Source organism: Sphingobacterium sp. E70, assembly GCF_019285695.1.
GTDB lineage: Bacteria > Bacteroidota > Bacteroidia > Sphingobacteriales > Sphingobacteriaceae > Sphingobacterium > Sphingobacterium detergens.
Genome location: NZ_CP079104.1, coordinates 5,831,139 through 5,853,955, shown reverse-complemented (window position 1 = coordinate 5,853,955; position 22,817 = coordinate 5,831,139). Strand labels below are relative to the sequence as shown.

At 39.5% G+C, this 22,817-nt stretch carries 29 protein-coding genes and 5 pseudogenes; 24 read left to right on the top strand and 10 right to left on the bottom strand.

Going from position 1 to position 22,817, the window contains the following annotated elements:
- The first annotated feature begins 8 nt into the window (after positions 1-8).
- The 22 genes and pseudogenes from KUH03_RS41815 to KUH03_RS41700 all read left to right on the top strand — a co-directional run bounded on the left by KUH03_RS41815 (position 9) and on the right by KUH03_RS41700 (position 12,910).
- Positions 9-446, top strand: coding sequence for a RagB/SusD family nutrient uptake outer membrane protein (locus KUH03_RS41815; protein WP_257097831.1), 438 nt, complete (start codon positions 9-11; stop codon positions 444-446).
- 44 nt (positions 447-490) lie between these two features.
- The gene (locus KUH03_RS41810; protein WP_257090500.1) at positions 491-802 is read left to right on the top strand and encodes a hypothetical protein; all 312 of its coding nucleotides are present in this window, start codon (positions 491-493) and stop codon (positions 800-802) included.
- On the top strand, positions 799-1,017 hold the full coding sequence (locus KUH03_RS41805; protein WP_257090499.1) for a hypothetical protein: 219 nt from the start codon (positions 799-801) through the stop codon (positions 1,015-1,017). The genes KUH03_RS41810 and KUH03_RS41805 overlap by 4 nt, the downstream gene beginning before the upstream one ends.
- A complete protein-coding gene (locus tag KUH03_RS41800; RefSeq protein WP_257090498.1) occupies positions 984-1,433 on the top strand; it encodes a hypothetical protein in 450 nt (149 codons plus the stop codon). The genes KUH03_RS41805 and KUH03_RS41800 overlap by 34 nt, the downstream gene beginning before the upstream one ends.
- A 31-nt stretch (positions 1,434-1,464) precedes the next feature.
- Positions 1,465-1,941: a glycan-binding surface protein gene (locus tag KUH03_RS41795; protein ID WP_257090497.1), complete on the top strand. Its 477-nt coding sequence runs from the start codon at positions 1,465-1,467 to the stop codon at positions 1,939-1,941.
- A 226-nt stretch (positions 1,942-2,167) separates the two neighbouring features.
- The gene (locus tag KUH03_RS41790; RefSeq protein WP_257090496.1) at positions 2,168-2,527 is read left to right on the top strand and encodes a hypothetical protein; all 360 of its coding nucleotides are present in this window, start codon (positions 2,168-2,170) and stop codon (positions 2,525-2,527) included.
- Positions 2,512-3,309 (top strand): sugar-binding domain-containing protein, encoded by a 798-nt coding sequence (locus KUH03_RS41785; protein WP_257090495.1) that lies wholly within the window; start codon positions 2,512-2,514, stop codon positions 3,307-3,309. The genes KUH03_RS41790 and KUH03_RS41785 overlap by 16 nt, the downstream gene beginning before the upstream one ends.
- Positions 3,310-3,376: 67 nt before the next feature.
- Entirely contained in the window at positions 3,377-4,102 is a 726-nt protein-coding gene (locus KUH03_RS41780) for a sialate O-acetylesterase (RefSeq protein ID WP_257090494.1), read from the top strand.
- A gap of 1 nt (position 4,103) precedes the next feature.
- Positions 4,104-4,798: pseudogene (locus KUH03_RS41775) on the top strand (cellulase family glycosylhydrolase).
- Complete coding sequence (locus tag KUH03_RS41770) at positions 4,744-5,343, top strand: glycoside hydrolase family 5 protein (RefSeq protein ID WP_257090492.1); 600 nt, start codon at positions 4,744-4,746, stop codon at positions 5,341-5,343. The pseudogene KUH03_RS41775 and the gene KUH03_RS41770 overlap by 55 nt, the downstream one beginning before the upstream one ends.
- 113 nt (positions 5,344-5,456) lie before the next feature.
- Positions 5,457-6,437, top strand: coding sequence for a beta-galactosidase (locus KUH03_RS41765; RefSeq protein WP_257090491.1), 981 nt, complete (start codon positions 5,457-5,459; stop codon positions 6,435-6,437).
- A complete protein-coding gene (locus KUH03_RS41760) occupies positions 6,413-7,516 on the top strand; it encodes a beta-galactosidase (protein WP_257090490.1) in 1,104 nt (367 codons plus the stop codon). Before KUH03_RS41765 ends, KUH03_RS41760 begins: the two co-directional genes overlap by 25 nt.
- A 35-nt stretch (positions 7,517-7,551) precedes the next feature.
- Positions 7,552-7,773 carry a glycoside hydrolase family 97 N-terminal domain-containing protein gene (locus KUH03_RS50015; protein WP_373564585.1) on the top strand — a complete coding sequence of 74 codons (222 nt, stop codon included), beginning with the start codon at positions 7,552-7,554 and terminating at the stop codon, positions 7,771-7,773.
- Positions 7,749-8,345, top strand: a complete 597-nt coding sequence (locus KUH03_RS41755) for a glycoside hydrolase family 97 N-terminal domain-containing protein (RefSeq protein WP_257090489.1) — start codon at positions 7,749-7,751, stop codon at positions 8,343-8,345. The genes KUH03_RS50015 and KUH03_RS41755 overlap by 25 nt, the downstream gene beginning before the upstream one ends.
- Positions 8,246-9,296 (top strand): annotated as a pseudogene (locus KUH03_RS50010) (glycoside hydrolase family 97 catalytic domain-containing protein). The gene KUH03_RS41755 and the pseudogene KUH03_RS50010 overlap by 100 nt, the downstream one beginning before the upstream one ends.
- Positions 9,286-9,417, top strand: a complete 132-nt coding sequence (locus tag KUH03_RS41735) for a glycoside hydrolase family 97 C-terminal domain-containing protein (RefSeq protein ID WP_257090487.1) — start codon at positions 9,286-9,288, stop codon at positions 9,415-9,417. Before KUH03_RS50010 ends, KUH03_RS41735 begins: the two are co-directional and overlap by 11 nt.
- 245 nt (positions 9,418-9,662) lie before the next feature.
- On the top strand, positions 9,663-10,106 hold the full coding sequence (locus tag KUH03_RS41730; RefSeq protein ID WP_257090486.1) for an alpha-L-fucosidase: 444 nt from the start codon (positions 9,663-9,665) through the stop codon (positions 10,104-10,106).
- A 465-nt stretch (positions 10,107-10,571) separates the two neighbouring features.
- A pseudogene (locus KUH03_RS41720) lies at positions 10,572-11,032 on the top strand (alpha-L-fucosidase).
- The gene (locus KUH03_RS41715; RefSeq protein ID WP_257090483.1) at positions 11,029-11,202 is read left to right on the top strand and encodes a hypothetical protein; all 174 of its coding nucleotides are present in this window, start codon (positions 11,029-11,031) and stop codon (positions 11,200-11,202) included. Before KUH03_RS41720 ends, KUH03_RS41715 begins: the two are co-directional and overlap by 4 nt.
- Positions 11,203-11,283: 81 nt before the next feature.
- Complete coding sequence (locus KUH03_RS41710) at positions 11,284-11,985, top strand: sugar-binding domain-containing protein (protein WP_257090482.1); 702 nt, start codon at positions 11,284-11,286, stop codon at positions 11,983-11,985.
- Entirely contained in the window at positions 11,982-12,434 is a 453-nt protein-coding gene (locus tag KUH03_RS41705; RefSeq protein WP_257090481.1) for a glycoside hydrolase family 2 TIM barrel-domain containing protein, read from the top strand. Before KUH03_RS41710 ends, KUH03_RS41705 begins: the two co-directional genes overlap by 4 nt.
- Positions 12,431-12,910 (top strand): glycoside hydrolase family 2 TIM barrel-domain containing protein, encoded by a 480-nt coding sequence (locus KUH03_RS41700; RefSeq protein WP_257090480.1) that lies wholly within the window; start codon positions 12,431-12,433, stop codon positions 12,908-12,910. The genes KUH03_RS41705 and KUH03_RS41700 overlap by 4 nt, the downstream gene beginning before the upstream one ends.
- A gap of 542 nt (positions 12,911-13,452) precedes the next feature.
- On the opposite strand, the pseudogene KUH03_RS50005 reads toward KUH03_RS41700, so the two are convergent.
- Positions 13,453-13,641, bottom strand: a pseudogene (locus tag KUH03_RS50005) (aminotransferase class V-fold PLP-dependent enzyme); the annotation flags it as partial.
- A 15-nt stretch (positions 13,642-13,656) separates the two neighbouring features.
- Positions 13,657-13,883: pseudogene (locus KUH03_RS41695) on the bottom strand (winged helix-turn-helix transcriptional regulator).
- Between the two features lie 203 nt (positions 13,884-14,086).
- Between KUH03_RS41695 and KUH03_RS41690 the strand changes: the two are divergent.
- Positions 14,087-14,596 (top strand): dihydrofolate reductase family protein, encoded by a 510-nt coding sequence (locus KUH03_RS41690; protein ID WP_257090479.1) that lies wholly within the window; start codon positions 14,087-14,089, stop codon positions 14,594-14,596.
- A gap of 87 nt (positions 14,597-14,683) precedes the next feature.
- Here KUH03_RS41690 and KUH03_RS41685 read toward each other — a convergent pair whose 3' ends face one another.
- The 4 genes from KUH03_RS41685 to KUH03_RS41670 form a co-directional block, all read right to left on the bottom strand.
- On the bottom strand, positions 14,684-14,935 hold the full coding sequence (locus tag KUH03_RS41685) for a hypothetical protein (RefSeq protein WP_257090478.1): 252 nt from the start codon (positions 14,933-14,935) through the stop codon (positions 14,684-14,686).
- 20 nt (positions 14,936-14,955) lie between these two features.
- Positions 14,956-15,306 (bottom strand): hypothetical protein, encoded by a 351-nt coding sequence (locus KUH03_RS41680; RefSeq protein ID WP_257090477.1) that lies wholly within the window; start codon positions 15,304-15,306, stop codon positions 14,956-14,958.
- A gap of 267 nt (positions 15,307-15,573) precedes the next feature.
- Positions 15,574-15,849 (bottom strand): hypothetical protein, encoded by a 276-nt coding sequence (locus KUH03_RS41675; protein WP_257090476.1) that lies wholly within the window; start codon positions 15,847-15,849, stop codon positions 15,574-15,576.
- A gap of 446 nt (positions 15,850-16,295) precedes the next feature.
- Complete coding sequence (locus KUH03_RS41670; protein WP_257090475.1) at positions 16,296-16,640, bottom strand: hypothetical protein; 345 nt, start codon at positions 16,638-16,640, stop codon at positions 16,296-16,298.
- Positions 16,641-17,040: 400 nt separating this feature from the next.
- On the opposite strand from KUH03_RS41670, the gene KUH03_RS41665 reads away from it, so the two are divergent.
- A complete protein-coding gene (locus tag KUH03_RS41665) occupies positions 17,041-18,948 on the top strand; it encodes an NACHT domain-containing NTPase (RefSeq protein WP_257090474.1) in 1,908 nt (635 codons plus the stop codon).
- Between the two features lie 348 nt (positions 18,949-19,296).
- Here the strand turns inward: KUH03_RS41665 and KUH03_RS41660 are convergent, their stop codons facing one another.
- The 4 genes from KUH03_RS41660 to KUH03_RS41645 all read right to left on the bottom strand — a co-directional run bounded on the left by KUH03_RS41660 (position 19,297) and on the right by KUH03_RS41645 (position 22,741).
- Positions 19,297-19,962, bottom strand: coding sequence for a suppressor of fused domain protein (locus KUH03_RS41660; RefSeq protein WP_257090473.1), 666 nt, complete (start codon positions 19,960-19,962; stop codon positions 19,297-19,299).
- Between the two features lie 105 nt (positions 19,963-20,067).
- Positions 20,068-20,796, bottom strand: a complete 729-nt coding sequence (locus KUH03_RS41655) for a toxin-antitoxin system YwqK family antitoxin (RefSeq protein WP_257090472.1) — start codon at positions 20,794-20,796, stop codon at positions 20,068-20,070.
- A 494-nt stretch (positions 20,797-21,290) separates the two neighbouring features.
- On the bottom strand, positions 21,291-21,887 hold the full coding sequence (locus KUH03_RS41650) for an SH3 domain-containing protein (protein ID WP_257090471.1): 597 nt from the start codon (positions 21,885-21,887) through the stop codon (positions 21,291-21,293).
- 11 nt (positions 21,888-21,898) lie between these two features.
- On the bottom strand, positions 21,899-22,741 hold the full coding sequence (locus KUH03_RS41645; protein WP_257090470.1) for a hypothetical protein: 843 nt from the start codon (positions 22,739-22,741) through the stop codon (positions 21,899-21,901).
- Positions 22,742-22,817: the final 76 nt, after the last annotated feature.

Sequence of the window (22,817 nt, the reverse complement as noted above, 5' to 3'; positions counted from 1 at the left end):
TGCAGTCAATGAGTTCACCCCTCAATACCTATATTTTGCGCTTGGCGGATGTATACCTGACCTATGCTGAGGCGAGTCTGGGTAATAATAGCACACTCAATGGTGGTGAAGCGTTAAATTACTTTAACAAGGTAAGAGATCGGGCCAAGATCGGACGAAAGACCTCTATTACGCTTGACGATATCATCAAAGAACGACGCGTGGAGTTTGCCATGGAGTATACCAACTGGTACGATATGGTCAGCTGGTATTGCTACAAGCCTGAGAAAATGCTTAAATACTTTAATGATCAACAACGTGGTTGGTCCACGGCGGGTATCACGAAGGATGAAGACGGTAATCTTATTTTTGAAGATCCCACGGCACCTGCAGTGCCTGTCGTCGTGACCGCAAACAACATCTTCTTCCCTATCCAGAGAATGATCTCATCCAAAATCCGAGGTTAAAAGAAGAGCCTCAGGCTTATCCATTTAATAATCAGTAAAGAATTATGAAAGCTTTAAATAAAACCATACGCTTTAGCTATCATTTGCTTATCGCTGTCCTTCTCCTGCCGGTAATATCCTGTAGTCGCAACAATGACATGACTGTGGCTCCCGAGATAAGCCATGTAAGGTTGACAGATCCGGAAAAAGCAGATAGTACTTTCACAGGTGCATTTCCGGGCACAATGGTTGCTGTTATCGGAAAAAATCTCGACGGCATCCAAAAATTTACATCAATGACCAGCAGATCGCATTTAATGCAAATTATTGTACGTCGACAAGCGCTATTATTTCTATTCCGGCAGATCTTCTATTGACTGGCACCCATCCGGATCTTCCAAATGAAATCCGGATCGAAACAAACCATGGCGAAGCAAGGTTCAGTTTTCATATCTATTCTCCCGCTCCACAAATCGCCCGTATTGAATTAAAATACCCGGCAAAGGCGGGTGAAAAACTCCGCATCTACGGTTCAAATTTTTACGAAGTAAAAAAGTCGTGTTCGAAGGCAAGGCCGGCGGCAATGTATTAGCTACGGAATATGAAATCGGTAAGGACTATGATAAAATCGAATTAACGATTCCCGCGGGTATCCAAGATGGCCGGCTCGCGGTCTACTGCATGACCGATTCAGTTAGCATCGCTTTCACAACGAATGTTTCGCCGCCAACGATTAAATCATGGAGCAGCGATATGCCTATTATTGGCGATCAGGCATTTATTACCGGCAACAACTTTATTGATGTAAGCAAACTAACGATCAATGGCGAATATGATATTGCAAGCGAAGATTTAATCGTGGCCAAAAGCCAGGATACAATTTATTATCGACTACCAAAGGCTCCGACAAAATCCGGTACGGTCACAGTCCATGCGGCAGGAGGACAATCCATTCGACCCTGCTATTTTATCCCGTTCAAAACCTCGTCCTGGATTGGGATAAGGTAGGTAGCTATGATTGGGGGACAACAATATGGCTGTGACGGCAGACGGCTCCAAGCCACCTTTCTTCAGCACGGGAACAGCTTACCGCATTTTTGGATCACCGGGAGCATGGCAATATTGGTGGGGAAATTTATCCAATAAAGCTGTCTATCCTGCCGTAAATGCAATACCCGCCAATACGGCTATCGGCAACCTTGTACTGCGCTTTGAATGCTTCGTAAATGAACCGCTTGTGACAGCAACATTTGATATGCAATTGAAAGGAAATTGGGATAAAATGCTATCAGACTATGTGCCTCGTGATAGAAACACCAATAAAACAAGCCTTGGTAAATGGATGACATGCGACATAGCCCTGAATAGGTTTACTTCTGTTGCGGACTATGGAAGCTTTGTTGCCATCGCTAGCTCCGAACTGGGCATTTTCACGAAAAATAAAGCGGACAATGCCAATGTCAAGGTCGATATCTACTTCGACAATTTTAGAATCATTGACAGCAGCAAAAACTAGGTTTATTTACAGAATAGCGAATTGCGATACAATAAGGCCGGATAGGTGGATAATCAATTATTCCGGCCGTCAATAATACATGAATCATTATGACAAACAAACACATATGAAAATTAAAAAGAGTATTCCCTTCATGAGTACAGGGAATGATATGCAACATCAAATGGCATTCCGAGCAGTGCCCAAAGCATTTTTCGACTGATTTGACTATAACACAAAATAAACTATGACTATAAAACAGATTCCAATTTTCTTCGTCTTTTTTTTTTTGCAGGCATTCCTATTGAAGGCCGAACTCAGGCTTCCTGCAATATTTGGTGACAACATGATTCTACAAAGGGACAGTCCCATAAAATTGTGGGGCTGGGCCGAAAAAAATGAAACGATCCATGTCCGGTTTATGCAGCAGAAACTAAAGGTACAAGCAGATAGAAATGGTCAATGGAGCATTACTTTAGCCCCAACTCCTTATGGAGGACCGTATAACATGGAAATAAAAGGCCATAGCGAACAGGTATCCCTAAAAAACATCCTGGTCGGTGAAGTTTGGCTTGCATCCGGCCAATCAATATGGAATGGACGGTAAAGAACTCCAATAATGCAGCGAACGAAATCAGCCAGGCCCATTATCCGAAGATTCGGGCCTTCAATGTGGAGAAGGGCATCAGTGATGTCCCCAAACAGGACCTAAAGGGAAAATGGGCGTTATGTTCCCCGACGACAGTGGGCGATTTTTCAGCTGTTGGATACTTCTTTTCGCTCAAACTGTATCAGGAACTCGGCATACCTGTGGGCATCATCAATGCTTCCTGGGGTGGTACTGGCGCCGAAACCTGGACTAGCGAAAGCGGCTTCAATAAATTGCCCGCGCATTTCAAAGCTCCTTACCAACAGCATTTCAACGGCAGTCTGCAGAGCTTTTTAAAAGAAAACGAATTGAAAAAACAGGGCTATCTGCAAGCTTTAACAAACGATCCGGGAATAGCTGCAAAATGGTACGGAAACGATACGGATATATCCGGTTGGGGAAAGATGAATATTCCACAGTTGTGGGAATCCAAATTGGGTGATATGGATGGCATTGTATGGTTCAAACGCCGTATTTATTTGCCCGAGGGTAGTGCGCAAAAGACCGGATCCATTCTGCTTGGCACCATTGATGACGATGATGTCTGCTGGATTAACGGTGTCAAAATTGGTGAAACAAAAGGATATACAAACGCACGGAAGTACACGATCCCGAAGGCTGTTCTAAAAGACGGTGAAAATATAATTACGCTAAAATTATGGATACCGGCGGCGGCGGTGGCTTTTATGGAAACCCGGCCCAGCTGTACCTCGATGTGGGGGCGAGAAATTTCCGCTTGATGGTGATTGGAATTATAAGGAGGCTGTCACTACTCAGCAGCATGATTACAAAGAAGTTTCGCCAAATATGCTTCCATCCCTCCTCTTCAATGCCATGATCAATCCAATTGTTCCTTATACCATCCGGGGTGTGATCTGGTATCAGGGTGAAAATAATGCCGGACGAGCGTATGATTATCGCAGCCTCTTCCCTAACCTCATCGCGGACTGGCGGTCGCAATGGAAAACTGATTTCCCTTTCTACTGGGTGCAATTGGCCAATTATATGGCTAAAGAAAAATCACCCGAAGACAGCGACTGGGCAAAACTGAGAGATGCACAGACCCGGACACTCCGTCTTGCTCATACTGGTCAGGCGGTAATCACGGATATTGGTGAAGCGGACGATATCCACCCACGTAACAAACAGGAAGTGGGTCGACGACTCGCTTTAATAGCACTGGCTAAAAATTATGGCCGAAAAAATCTTGTGTATTCTGGGCCAACGTTCAAATCGGTGGTCAAGGAGGGCAATAAACTGATTATTTCTTTTGATGTTACTGGAGGCGAACTCGTGGTTAACAATAAATACGGTTACGTCGAAGGCTTTGCTCTTGCTGGAGCAGATAAAAATTTGTTTGGGCCCAGGCTCATATTGATGGTAATCGAATTGTTGTTCACGCAGATCAGCTCAGCAGCCCTGTATTTGTCCGCTACGCCTGGAGCAATAATCCCGATGTCAATTTATTCAATAAAGAAGGCCTGCCCGCTATACCTTTCAGCAATGAGGAATAAGCATACAGAGCCCAGATGACATGATCTTAAACAACACAAAAAAATATTCAATGAAAACACTATTAAGTTACATTTTTATGCTGTTGGTTCTACCGGCATGCTCCAACAAGGAAATTAAGGCAAATACAGAGCTCAGCAAGCCTGAGATAAAAGAAGAACCAAAACCTACTTACAGTAAATTCTCCATCAGGGAAAATTTTAGTACCAACCAGTTAGTTGATGAAATGGGTTTGGGGATTAACCTCGGTAATGCCCTGGACGCAACGGGTGACTGGATCAATCCAAGTAGTATTTCTAATTACGAGACGGCGTGGGGCAGCCCGCTCATTACAAAAGAAATGATCGAAGGTTATGCAAAAGCCGGTTACTCTTCTTTACGAATTCCGGTCACCTGGAGTAATATGATGAACAACGCTGAAAATTACAGAATCCATCCAGATCTCCTCAATAGAGTCGAAGAGATCTTAAACTGGACACTCGATTGCGGCATGGTCGCCATTATAAACGTTCACCATGAAAATGAATGGGTCAAAAAGTGCCGACAGACAGCGAAGCTAAGAAAAAGTTCACTTCTATTTGGGAGCAGCTCTGTAACCGTTTTGAAAAATATGGGGATCATTTGATATTCGAACCCATGAATGAAATTGGTTACGACGAAATATGGACTCCTGGAAGGGCGGGCAAACCGAAAAAGCAAGAGCATTCGGTTACGTAAACGAGCTGAACCAGCTTTTTGTCGACATCGTCAGGAAATCGGGCGGCAACAATGCCAAGCGCCATCTTTTAGTCGAAATTTATAATACGGGTCTCGAACATGCTTTTGACCCCTTAACCAAGATTCCGGACGATCCGGCTAAACATCTTGCATTGACCGTACACTATTATACGCCGCCTTTGTTTGCCATATTGGGTAACGGTGAAGACGCAGGATGGGGCGTTGGCGTCCCTTCCTGGGGTACAGAACAGGAATTTAAAGAGCTCAATGACAATATGGAGCTATTAAAGAAGAATTGCGTTGACAAAGGGATACCCGTCATCATTGGCGAATACGCCTGCTCCTCAAAGAACAGAACACAGGAGGTGATCAGGTTATTTAATGTCTCGGTCACCGAAGCGATTTATTCACGTGGTATGTGCCCCATGCTTTGGGATGTTCAGGGTGCTGGGCAATATGAGCGGACAACCAGTAAATTCAAGGATCCTGTCTTTTTAGAACAAATAATGGCAATACCTGCTAAATATCCACGCAATCAAAACTAGCATTTACCCAAGGCATCTTCCGGAAGGCCGTGTAAAAGCAACTTTTGAATAAATGCACCTAGAGACGTGCTATGTACGTCTCTAGCCCTTAACACAACCCGGTACCAAAAACCATGAAACAAAAAAACTATATTCTGCTCTGCCTCCTATTTCTCGCGGTATTCTCGCTTGAAGCACAATACAAGTTCGATAAACCGCTCTACGGGGCAGCCTATTACCACGAATATATGCCCAGTGAGCGTCTGGACGAAGATATCCGATTGATGAAAAATGCCGGGCTCAATGTCGTACGGCTGGGTGAATCTACCTGGGGATTATTTGAACCACAGGAAGGTGTCTTTGCATTTGAATGGATGGACCGCATCATCGACAAAATGCATCAGGCGGGTATCCGCATCATTCTTGGGACACCGACCTATTCCATTCCGGCCTGGCTTGCGCATATGCATCCCGAGGTTCTGGCCGAATATCAGCGGGGTACTAAAGCTTATTATGGCATCAGGCAGAATATTGACTTGAGCAACCCCACTTTTAAATATTATAGTGAACGTATCATCCGCAAGCTAATGGAACGGTACGCAAAACATCCTGGAATCATTGGCTATCAGGTAGACAACGAAACAGAAGCACGCGGCATAAACAACCGGGATTATTTTATCGGCTTTCGTAACTACATCAAAGGCCGTTTTAACAACGACCTCGATTCACTTAACAAAGCCTGGGGAATGAACTACTGGGGTATGAATATTCGCACCTGGGAAGAGTTCTATACCCGCGATGGTGTCACCAATCCTTCCTATAAAAACGAATGGGAACGCTACAACCGCAAACAGGTAGCCGACTTTCTGAATTGGCAATGTAACATTGTCAATGAATATAAACGTCAGGACCAATTTATAACACATTGCTTCATGCCTGATTTTCACAATGTAGATCAGGTAGAAAGCTTTCGCCCGATGCAATACCCCGCTATCAATATTTATCACGACGTACAGGATAAACAAGACGGACAGCGCATTGCTTATTCGGGGATTTTGTCCGGACGGTTGCCAAGAACAATTATATTGTCATGGAAACCAACGCACAAGGTATAGGCTGGGATGCACGCACACAATACCCGCCATACGACAGACAACTCCGGCAAAATGTATATGCTCATTATGCTTCCGGTGCAAATATGGTGGAATACTGGCATTGGTCTACGCTGCATTATGGGCAGGAAACCTATTGGCGCGGTGTATTGGGGCACGATCTCCAACCGAATAGAATATACGATGAATTTAAAACCACAGCACAGGAGCTGGCAAGGATCGGAGATCGTCTTATTGACTTGAAGAAGAAAAATAAAACAGCAATCTTATATAGCCACGATTCCTACCACGCACTGAATTTTATGCCTTATACCTATAAAAACAATTATCCCATCGATATGGTTCATAAGGCACTCTACTTTCAGAACATTGAAGCTGATATTATTCCCTGTGATAAAATTACTGATTTTAAAGGCTACGAAATGTTGGTTATTCCACCGCTTTATGTCGCCACGGATGAACTGCTACTGGCCATTGACAAGTTTGTAAAAGCGGGCGGCCATGTCGTCATGATGTACAAAAGTGGCTATTGTAACGAACATTCGGCCGTCAGGGCCACAGCTGCGCCGGGGCCATTAAGGAAGGCTTGCGGATTCCATTATCAAGAGTTCTCCACCATCGGAGACATGCGGCTCAAAGATAAGCCTTTTGAATTGGCGGATAAAAACCAAATTGGTGACTGGTATGAATTTTTGATCCCTGAGACAGCCAAACCGCTGGCCTATGCTGAACATCCCTTCTTTGGCAAGTGGCCCGTAATCACAGAAAACAGCTATGGTAAAGGAAAACTGACTTATATCGGGACCTATCCATCACAAGAACTACTCCATACGATCATCAAAAAAACTGCTATCGAAGCAAAAGTCATTACTGCCGACAATTACACTTTCCCAATCATTCAGCGTTCGGGAAAGAATAAATGGGGTAAGACAATTCATTACATTTTTAATTACAGTACGGAAACAAAACGGATTACTTATACAGGTGACCCAGCGAAAGAACTTATTTCGAATAAGCTCACCCAGAAGGGCCAAGAGATTATATTGGAGCCCTGGGAAGTACTCATTATGGAACAAAACTAAAAGATACGCTAATTACCAAAAACATTGACCTTACTATGAGAGCATTTATTGTCACCCTATTTTTCGCGATAACATCCAGCCTTTCGGCCCAGACTTATTCGTTGCTATCGCCGGATGGAAAAATTTGTTTGGACATCGACCTATCGAACGGACTCTCCTACGCTGTTTCCTACAAAGGTAGACAGGTAATAGATCCCTCACCCTTAGGCTTTGAATTGCAAGATGAGCCCCCATGCATAAAGGGTTTATGCTTTTAGACACACCTCGGACCACATCGAAGCGTGATTCCTGGACTCCAGTAGTGAAGAACAAACATGCCCATGTCGATTTGCAGTGGAATGAAACACATTTGGCCCTGATCGAAAAGGGAGGTGAGAAACGTCGCTTGGACCTCTTCTTTAGAGCTTATGACAACGGAATCGCCTTTCGCTACCAACTATTCAGCGGCGCTAGAATAGGAAACAGAGTGATAAGTCGGGAGATGACCGGATTTTCAGTATCTAATCAGGCTCAAGCTTGGGCAGCACAATATAAACCGCGTTTTACATCCAGTCAGGAGAGCGAATTCGATAAAGTCCCTTTAACGGGAATCAGCGATCAGAGCTTAATCGGACTTCCACTACTGATCGAAGTCGATAAAGCTACCTACCTGGCCATTACCGAAGCGAACATCGATAACTATCCTGGTTTTTATATTAGTCGGGCTGCAGATCATACGACGGAACAGGTATTGCTCACGACGAAACTCTCCCCTTACCTGGCGAAAAAGAAGATGGGGCCAAAGCTCGTTTCTCCGACAAAATCCAAACCCCTTGGCGCGTGGTCATGATTGGCGATAATCCGGGACGATTTATCGAATCCGAAATTGTCCAGTCGCTCAACCCCGCATGTGCGATCCAAGACCCCGCATGGATAAAACCGGGACTCTGCGCATGGGATCACTGGTGGAGCGGAGAAGTGAAAATGGAAACTGCTGTTATAAAAGAGTATATCGACTTTGCATCTGCGCAAGGATGGCCCTATATGTTAATTGACTGGCAATGGTACGGCCCCTTCAACCAAGCGCAAGCAGATATTACCAAACCGGCACCGCAAGTCAACATGCCTGAAATACTTGACTATGCCCGCAAAAAAATGTACGTCTTTGGCTTTGGTTATATAGTACCGACGCTAATCGCAATAACGCCTATGAGGAAGCTTTCGCACTGTATGAGCGCTGGGGCATCGCCGGCGTAAAAATAGATTTTATGGACCGCGACGATCAGGAGATGGTAAACTGGTACCGTAAAGTAATTAAGAAGGCCGCTGAGCACAGGTTGATGGTTAACTTCCACGGGCGTACAAACCTGACGGAATAGAACGGACCTACCCGAATATGATAACCCGCGAGGGAGTCCTGGGAGAAGAATATGCGAAATTTTCCGACCGTATCAAACCTGCTCACAATGTCACTTTGCCGTTTACGCGTATGCTGGCAGGGCCAATGGACTATACTCCGGGAGGTTTTCTCAATGTAACTCCAGCGCAGTTTAAGAAACAGTCTCCAACCCTGATGATGAATACCCGCTGTGCTGAGCTCGCCAAATTTGTTATTTATGAAAGCCCTCTTACGGTATTCTGCGACCACCCGAAGCATGTGTTGGGCCAACCCGGGAGTGATTTTCTAAAGATCGTTCCGACGGTGTGGGATGATACGCGCTTCATTGATGGTTATCCCGGGAATATATTGTACTGGCCAAACGTTCGGGAAAAACTGGTTTATCGGTGCCATGACCAATAGCATGTCCCGCACGATTACAATACCAACAAGTTTTCTAGCCGCTGGAAAATACGTGCTGGACTACTGGCAGGATGCAAAAGAAGCGGAAAAAATCCCTGCAAAACTTGAGAAAAAAAAGTAGGATAATCGAAGCTGGGAAGACAATAAAAATACCGATGGTCAGCGGTGGCGGCTATGTGGCAATCATTAGGCCGCAGTAAAGTTTGGTTCCGAATCGATCTAAAAAAATATTATTCAAAGTAGCACACTATTTAACTAAAGAAACGATAAATCCTGTTATGAACAAGAACATTTTTAAGACATTAGTACTCTTTACAATCCTTGAGCTACATTAAATGCTCCAGCCCAACAAAAAGACCGGTAGACTTGCCTGGTAAATTTCAGCCTAACTGGGAATCTTTGGCGCAGTACGAAGCGCCTGAATGGTTTCGCAATGCCAAATTCGGCATCTGGGCACACTGGGGCCCACAATGCCAACCTGAGCAGGGCGACTGGTATGCACGTGGTATGTATGATGAAGGCAGTGGACAATACAATGCACATGTAAAAACTTATGGACATCCTTCTGTAGCCGGATTTAAGGATATCATCCCTACCTGGAAGGCTGAAAAATGGGATCCCGAAAGGCTTGTTGCGCTCTACAAAAAGGTTGGTGCACAGTATTTTTTTGCAATGGGAAACCATCATGACAACTTCGATCTGTGGGATAGCAAGCATCAAAAATGGAATTCGGTCAATCTGGGACCCAAACGTGATATTCTCGCCGAATGGTCTAAAGCAGCGAAAAAAACAAGCTTCCTTTCGGTGTGAGTATCCACGCCTCCCATGCATGGACATGGTATGAAACCGCCCAAAGAGCGGATCGCTCAGGCCCCTGAAAGGTGTACCCTATGATGGAAACTTAACGAAAGAAGCGGGAAAAGGAAAATGGTGGGAAGGTTACGATCCCCAGGAACTGTATCGGCAGAACCATGCCCTTAGCAAGGGAAGTGAAGACGTAAAGTCGTTGTGGTCACAGTGGGACTGGAATAACGGTGCATCCAAGCCGACACCGGAGTATATTGATAATTTCTATCAACGGACAATAGACATGGTCGACAGCTATCAGCCGGACCTACTCTATTTTGATGATACTACACTCCCCTCTGGCCTATCAGCACAGTCGGGCTCGATATTGCAGCCCATTTTTATAACAGTAACGCGAAGAAAAATAAGGGAAAAGTCAACGCCGTTTTGTTTGGAAAAATCTTATCCGAGCAACAAAAAGAGTGTTTGGTGTGGGATGTTGAGCGCGGCGTTCCGGATCAAGTGCAAGAAAAAGCCTGGCAGACCTGCACTTGCCTGGGAAGCTGGCATTATAGCAAAGCTGATTATGAAAACAACAATTACAAGTCCGCAAAAAAGTTGTCCATATGCTTATTGATATCGTCAGTAAAAACGGGAACCTCCTACTTAATGTCCCTATTAAGGGCGATGGTAGCATCGACGAAAAAGAAGAGAAAATTCTGCATGAAATAGGCGATTGGATTCAGGTTAATAAGGAGGGAATTTTTGATACCCGTCCCTGGAAAACATATGGCGAGGGTCCAAGTACCGAAGAGCAGAAACCATTGAATGCCGCTGGATTCAACGAGGACAAAGAAAATAACTATACCGCTAGGGATATCCGGTTTGTGAAAAAGGCGATGCGATCTATGCCCACGTCCTGGCATGGCCAACGGATGGAAAAATCATGATCAAATCTTTCGGAAAGAAGAATAACACCGGCGATCCAGTAACTGTTAAAACAGTATCTCTATTGGGGCATCCGAAAAAACTGGTATTTAAACAAGATGACGAAGCACTCAGCGTTACCTTGCCTTCGGATAAGCCTAATCAAATTTCATTGGTACTGAAAATCAATTAAACCATTTTTTCTTCATCAAGCTGTACCCTTATTTTTTTAAGATACCACTGATACAATTAGATTATGAGAACGCCTTGTACCATGAAAATTATTTTAGTACTATGCTCCTTATTTCCATTACTGTTATTCGGACAATCAGCAATGATTCATATCGAAGGACGGCAAAGGACCAGTCTAAACGGCTTATGGGAAGTCATTATCGATCCTTTTGATGCGGGGTCTGGTGATTGGGCTGCATATTATAAAGATCGAAAACCGTTGGGCAACACGGATTTTGTGGAATCTTCATTTGAAGGTGGCCATCAACTGTATGTACCGGGAGATTTCAATTCTCAACTTCCCGAGCTCAACTATTATGAAAGCAGTATCTGGTACAAACGTCCCTTTAAGATCCAAACAAAACAGGATAACCGGTTTTTTATCCACTTTGCTGCCGTAAACTATAAGGCCGAAGTTTATCTGAACGGGGTCAAGATTGGTGAACATGAAGGTGGCTTCACACCTTTCCAGTTTGAAGTAACGGATCATGTCAAGATTGGCGAAAATAGCCTTATCGTGAAATCAAATAATCAACGGATAAAAGATGGCATACCTGGTCTCGGTTTCGACTGGTTCAATTATGGTGGAATCACACGGGATGTCGAACTCGTACAAACGCCAAAGACCTATATCAGGGATTATTTTATTCAGCTATCACAGCAGGATGAGAATATCATCAATGGCTATGTATCCCTAGATGGCCCTAAAAAGAACAAGCGATTGCAATACGCATTCCCGAATTGAACTTTATTTATAAAACAAGAACAGATAGCACTGGAAAAGCCACGCTTAGAATTCCGTTTCGTAAGAAAACCCTGTGGACACCTGCAGTTCCGAAATTATATGCCGTTCAGGTCGATTCCGAAACCGATCGTATCGAAGAAGAAATTGGTTTTCGAACAATCAGAGTTGATGGGACAAATATTTTATTGAATGGCAAATCCATCTTTCTTAAAGGGGTTAATATTCATGAAGAAGTCCCACAACGCAGATCGCGGGCCTATAATGAAAGTGATTATAAAATGCTCTTGGATTGGGCGAAAGAGCTAGGTTGTAATTATGTGCGTCTAGTGCATTATCCACATCATGAAAAAATGATAAGAATGGCTGAGCAAATGGGATTGATGGTCTGGGAAGAATTGCCCATTTACCAGGGGATTGATTTTGCAGATCCTGGAATGATGAAAAAATGAATTTAATGCTTCGGGAGATGATTGCTCGTGATAAAAATCGGGCGGCAACGATTATCTGGAGTCTTTCGAACGAAACTTACTCCTCTCTGGCCAGAGACAGTTCGCTCACTGCACTTTATCACCTCACAAAGGCCTTGGATAATACCCGTCTTGTGACATCAGCGTTTAATAACATGCGTTTTGAAGGCAACAAGGCCTATATCGAAGATAAAATGAATCGTTTGATGGATGTTATGGCGATCAACCAATACATTGGATGGTACAAAGCATGGCCTGAGAATGATAGCGAAGTCGAGTGGATATCCCACTTCAATAAACCGCTTATTTTTTCGGAATTTGGTGGCGAGGCCGTCTTTGGCAACAATACCGATCCGAAGCGGGCAAGTAGCTGGAGTGAAGATTACCTTGTGGATATTTATAAACGTCAATTTAGCATGTTTAAAAACATTTCCTTCTTACGTGGGTTGACACCATGACTCCTGGTCGACTTTCGTTCGCCTGGAAGGGCCCATCCTGTCTATCAAAAGGGTTGGAACAGAAAAGGATTATTATCTGAAAGAGGCCAAAAAAGAAGGCCTGGTACCTGGTTGCCGATTATTTCAAAAATTTGACTAGTCCTGAAAAATAAATACAGATTTTTAGTGGCTAACGACACATAGATTAAACAGTAGTGACCGGTAGGTTGCTGCTGTTTTTTTACAAATTCTGAAGTTCATATTTGATTTCATGTACATCTGATTTTAGAGTTAGCATATGATCAGAACAATGTAGTCAGTTATTATTATAGATATTGGATTGCATCGGCCACGATCTGCTTTATTAAATATAAACGATTGGTATCAGTCATAAACTCTTGTTTGGAGTATACCAGCGGTTCGTTCAGCGACGACATTTTCATAAGAATCAGCATTTTTGTCATACTGCAACTGCCCCGATACTTGTTTAGGTAATATTGGTATTCTTCTGTGCGCTCTAGTTATTCAAAATCTATCAATCCATCAATATCAACAGGAAGGTATTAACGGCAATACTTTGGTTTCAAGATACCTACAGGTATCCAAACCGCTGGATGCTCTGTCTGTTCAGGTATAAGTTGTTTCCCTGCCCTCAATAATTCACGTAATCCCATATTGATAGCTTCAGTGGCAGCAGCTGTAAAGAAAATATCCTCATCACTGGTATCTATGAGATCAACGATCTGTCGCTTGTTCTTCTCTACCGCTCATTTTGCTTTAATTTTATCTCTATGCTTTAGACCAAATTTAATTAAAGCATTTGCAACTTCTTCCGTTTCTTTAGCATATGCGGTAAGCGCATAAGAAACTGTCACAGGTTTGGTGTTATTAACCGTTCTACTAATCAGTAAATTATCTTCTAATTCCTGAAGTTCGTTGGATAGAACTTTTGGGGATATTCCTGAGCCATTTCTTGCAGATCTTTAAACCGCATTGTGCCGTGTTTCTGCAAATTGTGCAGGATACAAAATTTCCATTTACCACTGAGCAATTCAATGCCATCTTTTAATGCCAATATAGTTTCTTTATCAATATTTTTATTGCACATCAGATAGTTACTTTCCTAAAGGTAATGAATAGTAAATATATATTGAATATCCAATAGTTTTGTGGTACAGAAATTTTAAAAAAATCGTTATGAAAGTAACAGTAATCGCAAACATTTCGGCTAATGGAAGAATTTTGATATCCGATAACCCGCATCATAAACTACCACTGGAAGCGATGGAATTTTACGTACAATTTGTAAGGCAGGTTGGAAATGTAGTAATAGGATTGAAAACATTTGAAAATTTCCTAAATTTTCCAGATCAAGTAAAAGAACATTTTAATGGAATAGAAATCATCGTATTGGCCGATAAATCTTATACGGCTGATGGCTACAAGACTGTAGCAAGTCCTGAAGAGGCAATTGCATATATGTCTACAAAAGGAGTGCGTGAAATATCCGTCGGAGGTGGAGCAGGTACTTTCAACGCTTTTTTGGACAGGGATTTGATTACAGATATCTATTTTAACGTCAGTCCTATAATCACTGGAGCTGGAGCAATTTTAGCAAACAATGAGGAGTTAAGTTCAACGTTCAGGTACAAAGGACAGAAGCTTAAAAACGGTTTTCTTCAATTGCATCTAACTAAGGAATACTAAAAAATGACAGACCAAAAATGTCTTTCAAAAATAGTTGAATTACGGAAACAAATCCGCTAAAATTATTTCTTTCCGATCTATATCCTTTCAGTTGGCGACTGTATCCACACGACGATAAGTATATACATCATGGTTAAGGGCGCCGGCGAGCGGAAAGAGAATAAGAAAACCGGCTGCTGTCGACTCACTGGGCACGATTAAATCACCATGTTTATCTAGTGCAAAGCAAATCGTTTTGGTAAAGAATCTATTGACTAATACATAGATGTCAAGGTCGGTATTTCTGAAAGAAACAAAGTTTTGCGGTTCGGGCTTAACTTTCCTCGTTCTTTCACGCACGACATTTCCTAAGGTATCAATTAGTTTGAAATGGATCTTATTTTTTTGGTGAGCTCCAATGAAGTTCTGTAAAGATAGTGCAGACTATCAGTTTTATAGTAATTAGGCTCAATATAGTTCCATAGGCAATATTCATTATAGGCCGCACTCTTCTCCTGACTGCTATTATTATGGCCTATTATCTTCTGGGGATAATTATCAAAGATGTATGTCTCCTTCAATCGTACCATCGAAACGCTATGCGCCGCAGCAGTTTGTGCTAAATACTTAGGCGATATGGAAGTGCAAGAGATACACGAAAAAATAAATACCACCGAAAATAGTGCAATGGCTAGCGTGCGCATATTGTGATGTTTGTTGAATGCTTTCATAAGCTCTTATTTTGCGGAAATAAATTGTTGGATACTAAACTTTAAGTTGTTTCTAAACATTAGGTAAGCCCCTCAATAAATTCTGAAAAGGTTCTATTTTAAAAATAGCTTCTTCATTTGACATTCCAATAAATGGTATTTCATAAATATCACATGTGCTTTTTTAACTGCATAAGCTTTTGATCTAAAAATAACCTTTATTAAACTCACAAATTTTAATTGTGCTCAATATTTCATTTTGTAGAAAATGTTCAATGTTGTTCGCCTTTAAACGATCTTTTTTGCAAGTTTAAATTTGACTGTACCATAATTTAGTTTAGAAAACTCTATCCTTAATTTCTCAATTTCTAATTTATGCACTTGTTCTCCATCTGCTAAGAAATTATCCAAAAGCAATAATTTCTGACATAAAAAGTATACTTTATCGTCTTCCAAAATAACATCTCTCTTGAAGGAAGATAATAATGAATCTTTAATTTTATCCCACAAAGACTCTTCACCGATAAAAATCAAATTATTCAATTTTTTAACATCTAGTCCCAAATTATCAACGAGATAATTTGCAACTTTTTGAGGAGAAATTTGGCTTCGATAAAAATCCTCAGATTATCAAGAGGTCCCCACCTACTTCTATCTAAAGAAAGGTCAATTTGGTGCAAATAGGCATATAAAAATACTACAAACGAATAGTTAATTTTCATCTTTCTAATTCTGTTATATTTACCATTTCCACCAATTCTTATTATAAAACTGGCGTAGTTCCTTTCAGATCTAATGGAGCACCTCAATGTATGAAAGCTGGCTCTTTCATAGCTACATTAAACTTAATAGATCTTCTTAAATAATACGGCTTATTATTCAATTGCCTTAGAAGATTCATAATCATAATACTAGGCAGAAACGTCTGACTCCCCTTTCTTGGGATTTCGTAGATATCTACACTAAGCCCTATAATAGCATCAGCACGAATTGCTTAAGCTCTTATAGGGTCAAAAGTAGAAGTAAACACCTGTTTTCCTTGATATCGCTTCTTGGAACAAATAAATCAATTTTTCTAGTAGTTTTCTCGCACCTTCGTCGTTTACAATTATAGCATTTAGGTAGTTTAAGCCCATCTCAAGCTGTGTGCCGTCAGTGATAGACTCGTCTTCAAAATCATCAATGTCACATCCTAGAATTTCATTTAAGCCAGAAAAAACATTGTGGCAATTTAATACATTAAATTGCTCCTCTGTCAAGACGAATTCAATTAAGTCATCATCAGCAGCCTTATTATAATCCAATAATTCTACTGTTGCTTTATCCTTTGGAGTGACTATATAACGGCTTTTCATTGATAACTATTTCTATTTATAAGTTATTAAAATTGATGAGTTTACTAGATCCCCTTAGACTTTTACAGCCCCAAATCTAGATATTCATTACATCATATAAGAATCTATCTCAGATGCGATCTCATCTAAAAGATCGTCATCAATATTTGTGGATCTATTGCCTCCAGGCCATTACCAGTACCGCCAAAAATAACCTGCAGTCCATTAATCTCAGTAAGAAAGAAAAGCCCCCATCTTTGTTGAAGGGTTTCACTAAATATCTACGCTCTCCAATATTTATCTCAAAAATGTCCAATATTACTGTCCGTTAATATACTCTACATAGTTTATCTACAACTTTTTAATTAATGCAATTTACTTATCTTAATATAAAATTATGTGAGATTTTAATCAAAAAATCATGAGTGATAATAATATGTTGCCATCAGAGCTCGTAACAGTATACACAGAAGGAATTAAAGTCATATCTGAAATTTTTGTCAAACCGTTTTTAAAGAATTTAAATATAACGCATTTACAGACAAATGGTCAATCTGAAGAATCTCTTTTGACAAGCCTAGATAAGTATCTCACCCGATTATATAAGAAGGTGTCTGTAGTGAATATTATAGGTGGCAAACGTAGGGAAGTTATTTTAGATGATATTTATATTCCACTTACGCTTAAAAATATCAATAAAACTGATAAATATATTGTTGATGGATATTGTCCAAGTTTATTTAAGAGTAATAGCAATGTTCTTATAAATGCTACTGCCGGTATGGGAAAGTCTACCATTATTAAGAAATTAATTTTAAGTATCATCAGCAAGTCCTCTGGGATACCCATCTTGATTGAACTTAGGCGACTATCAAAAAAGACGATTATAGAACTAGTTTTAGAACAACTGAAACAACTTACGAGAGATTTTGATGAAGAACTACTGCTGCAAATGATAGATTATGGTAATTTCTTCTTTTTCTTTGACGGCTATGATGAAGTAGCACTTGATGATAAAATCCAAGTGACTAATGAATTAAACGACTTTATTAGTAAAGCAAGTAATAATTATTTTGTTATCACATCAAGACCAGATAGTTCATTACAATCCTTCGGTAGCTTTTCAGAATATGGTATTCAAAAATTGAACAAAGAACAAGCTCATAATCTCATTAGAAAATATGGCTGTAATGGTCTGGTATCGAATAATCTTATTAAAAAGATTATGGAACCTCGTATAAAAAAGTATATTCGTGAATATTTGGAAACACCATTGCTTGTATCGCTTTTATATCATCCATTCGAATACAATAATGATATTCCAGATAAAAAACACCTCTTCTATCGGCAAGTTTATGATTCTTTATATGAAAGCCATGACTATTCAAAGGGCGAACCATTCATACGTGAAAAGAAATCCCGATTATTAACAGATGATTTCCATCGCCTATTAAGGTGTTTTGGATTTGTCTGTTTGACATCAGATAACGAAATAGAATTCACAAAGGATGGTCTCGTCAAAGCGCTAACCAATTCTTTACGATTGGCTAAAAATTTAATTTTAAATGTTTCAGATTTTATTGACGATATCACTGTCGCTGTTCCAGTTATGATTTTCGACGGATTATACTACCAATGGTCGCACAAATCGCTTCAAGAGTACTTTGCAGCCCAGTATATTTTTCATGATGTTGAAGAAAAAGATGAGATTTTATTACGGCTCGCCTTTCATGAAAACAATAGCCAATTCATTAACACTTTAGATTTATATAAATCAATAGATGAAAATTCCTTCAAACAAACTGTATTATTGAAATATCTAGAGGATCTTAATAAAACCAATGATAAAATCAAAGCTATTTTTCCGAGTGAAAATACAGCGAGAAGAATTTATCACTATTTTACAAAAACTGTAATAGCTTTTAGATCAAAATACTTCTGTGCCAAAAATGCAAATAAGAAGTTAGAGTCTAATATCTTGCATGATGATATTAAGGATAATATCAATCACATATCATTTTTTATTAATTATCCAGAAGAAGCTCATTTGGAACAAATTGATTACATCAACTTTCCGAAGTTGACAAACAAATACCATGCTTTACAGCCATTGATTGACAGCTATAATCTTTTTAAGGAGGAATTTTCTTCTAATAGCAAGTTCTCCAAAGTAAAAATTAAATTTAACATTCCCTTCGATGAAGTTGTATGGTTTACAGAAGATATTACTTCGGAGCTTAATAATGCAACCAATTTTGATGCAGTCAGCACCATTATGAATTATTACTTAAACGGAATCAAAAGTAGAATGCTAAATGAAAAAGAATAAATAATTTATTAAAAGAGATTCGAAACAGTAACTCTGGCAATCCCTCATAGGTTTTCTAAAATTCGAATTGATCTCGATTAATACCGTATTTATTGGCATATTGTACTGTGACGGAATGGTGCGGAGTATTAAAAGTATTTATTTATACAATAATTTGGTCATCCGAAAGTTTGTCAAAGTTTAATGCTGTCAAAATTTTTATTGCTTTTTCCTTATCTTCAATTAAAGCCTTCTCATACTCAAATACAAGTCCGGTGGTCAATAATCTCTGGTCTATTCGTAATGTATATCGATGAAAAAGCTTAGTATTGCAGCCTCCGATAAGTAGAAGGATCTGACAGATACACTTTATACAAAAATTCGCTCTCTACGAATATTGTAAAGGTCAAATTTAGGATGTTTCCAAAATTTTTCTAGTCCAACTGCGGAGATAACATCAATCTCAGTTGCATATATCGGGTAAATACCTTTAATATAAATATTATATCCGGCACCTATATCGATATTTTCATAGTCGCTTTTGTCTCTAAAAATGGAGGGAGCAAATACTAAAAACCCGTCCATTTCGGAATCATTAGCAATCTTTTCTTTAAAATCGATAGGATTTCCATAGGAAAAAGGGCATTTATTTCGTAGCCGGTTCGCTAAGTAACCAGACACTCTTCCCCATGCAAAATCATCTGATCTTACTGTTAATGTAAGTTCTGGCCTTCCATTTCGCCAATCGGGATGATGTCCCAAGGAAAGACCATATGTAAATGATGTAATCATGCCCTTTTCGGGTATATTCTCGTATACAATCGTAGTAACTCCCGGAAGATCTTCCTCTACACTGTCTTCTTTAAACAAAAGTGGTGTTTTCTTAAATACCCTATTGAGATGATTTAAGTATCGCTCCGCAGGTGTTGTTTTTTTTTGAAATAATTTCTTAAACATTTTTTCATTGTAGTTTTTAACAAAGCCTCTAATAGCCGCCGTGTCGTTAATATAAAGAAGTTTTAGCAAGAATTCCAAACGAATTTCCTGATCCGCGAATAGCTTCTTTCCTTCTTCTACTCCTCAGCGTTTGGATTAGGGTAATGATGGTTTTTGTAGATCATTTATCTCATCAACAGTTTTTTAGTATTTTTTTGTGTGGGTTAACTTTCCATTTTCATCATAATATTTCCACTCGCCGACGGGATCGCCATTTTCATCTAAATTTCCCTGGGCTCCCAATGCTCCATTATTGTGGTACATTTTCCACTCTCCAATCATGACGCCGGTTTTGACGTCATGGTTTCCTATTTTCTCTATCTGACCGTTTTCATAATAGTACTTCCATTCCCCAACTCTCTTATTATCTTGCTGCTCTCCAATGTTCCTTAACTGACCATTTTCATAAAATACTTTCCAGACGCCTAAATCTTTTCCTTTTTCATAACTACCGATCATTTTTAATTTTCCATTTTCATGATACCATTTGAATTCTCCGATTCGATCTTCACCATCATACACACCAATTTCATATAGTCCGCCAGTTTGATAATATTCCTTCCATTCTCCATAGGCTTTGCTATCTATAAATTTTCCAATCTTACATAATTGTCCGGTTGTATAGTATGTTTTCCATTCTCCAATTGGATCTCCATTCTTATAACTACCGATCTGTAATAACTCTCCTGTTTCATAATAAAATTTCCATTCGCCTATTCTATTCCCATTTTTATCAACCTGTCCAATTTCTTTTTGATCATCATAAGTATAAACAGTATCCTGCTTGATTTGAGCTTTTAAACTATTTAAAAAGCATATTAAAACGATAAGGAAAGCGTATATTTTATTTGAAATTTTCATGTTTTTTATCATAAATTTGACCTTAGCATTTAGCCAATAACGAATACACCAAATAGATCTAACCTAAATTTAAGGTATTCCCTATTAGTATATAAGAACAATTTCATATTCGCAACGTGATATTTATTATTCGTTATTAAATAGCTGAAATTGTTTTGGGTTAGCTTTTAATTATTTGGTGCTCCAATAAAATAGCTCCGGCCGTCCAGTAGGAAATCCAAGAATTCGTAGCTTTATCAAAAATACCACTTTCTTTATCACAAACTACTAAATACTATTTTTAAGATTGATAATCGTTAAAAAACAATTAAAACTATTTGACGAAGCACTTGCGGACCATGACAAAATACGAATTGCCTTTCCTAATCAGTCTACCTCAATATTTAGATAAGCTTAAAAAGGCATTGTTACTACCCGATCTTTATATTTGCCTTTCTCAATCGTAAATAAAACCGCATATCCTCCAGCACCATCGCTATTTTCTGATGTAATGTATAAAATGTCATTTAGTTCATCATAATAACATGCCGCAAACTCATTGTTGACATTAAATAGATTCTCAATTTCCCTCTCTGGAATCTGGGTACTGCTCCCTTTATCGTGGCTTTGATGGATGTATAATGACTTGTAGGGAATCCACCATCAGTTCCCCATAGCTTCTGTCCTTTAAATTTATTTATAACGCTATAATCTTCATATTGAGTGGATGAAAAGTGCTGCTTGTTTTTATTGTAATCGAACTTGTTGGATCTTATTTCGACAGTTACATCTTTTGATTTAAATGTTGCCGAGTTTTCATCAAAAGTTATATTGGGGATTTGATTATAAGATTCGATCAGCTTAATTCTTGATTTATGTACATATCCAGTAATGCTTTTGTTTTGACTATTGGTATAATCAACACTTACCCAATCGCCGAGTTTTTCGTCGGAAAATGCATAGACAATTTCATCAGCGCCAATTTTTGAAACAATTGGGCTATTAACTGAGGCTTGTTTCCTCACGTTTACATAACCGTCTTTATCAATGATTTTTGCAAATTGTGCAATGGCCAAATGGCTTATTGAGAGAAAAAGTAGTGCTAATAGATATTTATGATTCATTTGCTCTAATCTTAGTCGCTTGTGGCTGCAAAACTTCCTATTTCGACGCTATATTCCAGATCGGCTTTTTTATCCAAATACGAAATGTTTTTGTCCAGTAATTTACCTTTATTTTCAATGGTCAATTCTATTAAATTTGTAAGCTTGGCCAAGTTTTGCAAGGACTCGATGACACCACTTCGAAAGATATAAAGATATCGGAGTGTGATCACTTCTGAAACACTTGCAACAATATTTTCTACATGTTGACAAAGGCTAAGCTCCAAATCAATCAAATCGTGAAAATTGCTAATCCAAGTTATACCTGTCAAGGAGGTAATTTCGGAAAGATACAAAGCTTTTAAATTTACGAATTGAGGCAACGTTGACCAATCAGATGCTACACTACCTGCTATAGAAAGTGTCTCCAATATTCTATTAGCAGGAAACTGATAGTTCTCCTGATTAAATTTTTCCACAAAAATAGTTTTCAGCGTCGGATGCTCAAAAAGGTTGATAAAGCTTTTCGAATAGGGTGTAAATACTTCTACCAAACGTTCGAAAATGAGCCAATCAATTGACACCTTTTCTTTAAAAGTGCATTGCTTGATTTCGAGCCGAACAGCATTTTTAAATGTATAGAGCTTTTCAGATGTATCAATCTTAATATTGGAAAGATAAATTATATTACTATACGCAAAGACTGCTCTAAACTCCGGAAGCTCTATAACAGCTTCATCACAGGTTTTTCCATCCACAATAAGATTAAAAACCTGTTTTTCTTTCATCAATACCAAAATTTCTGATGCAGTGTCACCCTTTTCAATGACGACAAAATGATCTAATCGTTCTTTCGCTGTAGTTCCAATATACATTTACATATTCTTTTTGTTACCATTCAGTGCCAAATCCTCTTTGACAACTATGTTCTGCCTGGAGTATCTCTATTTA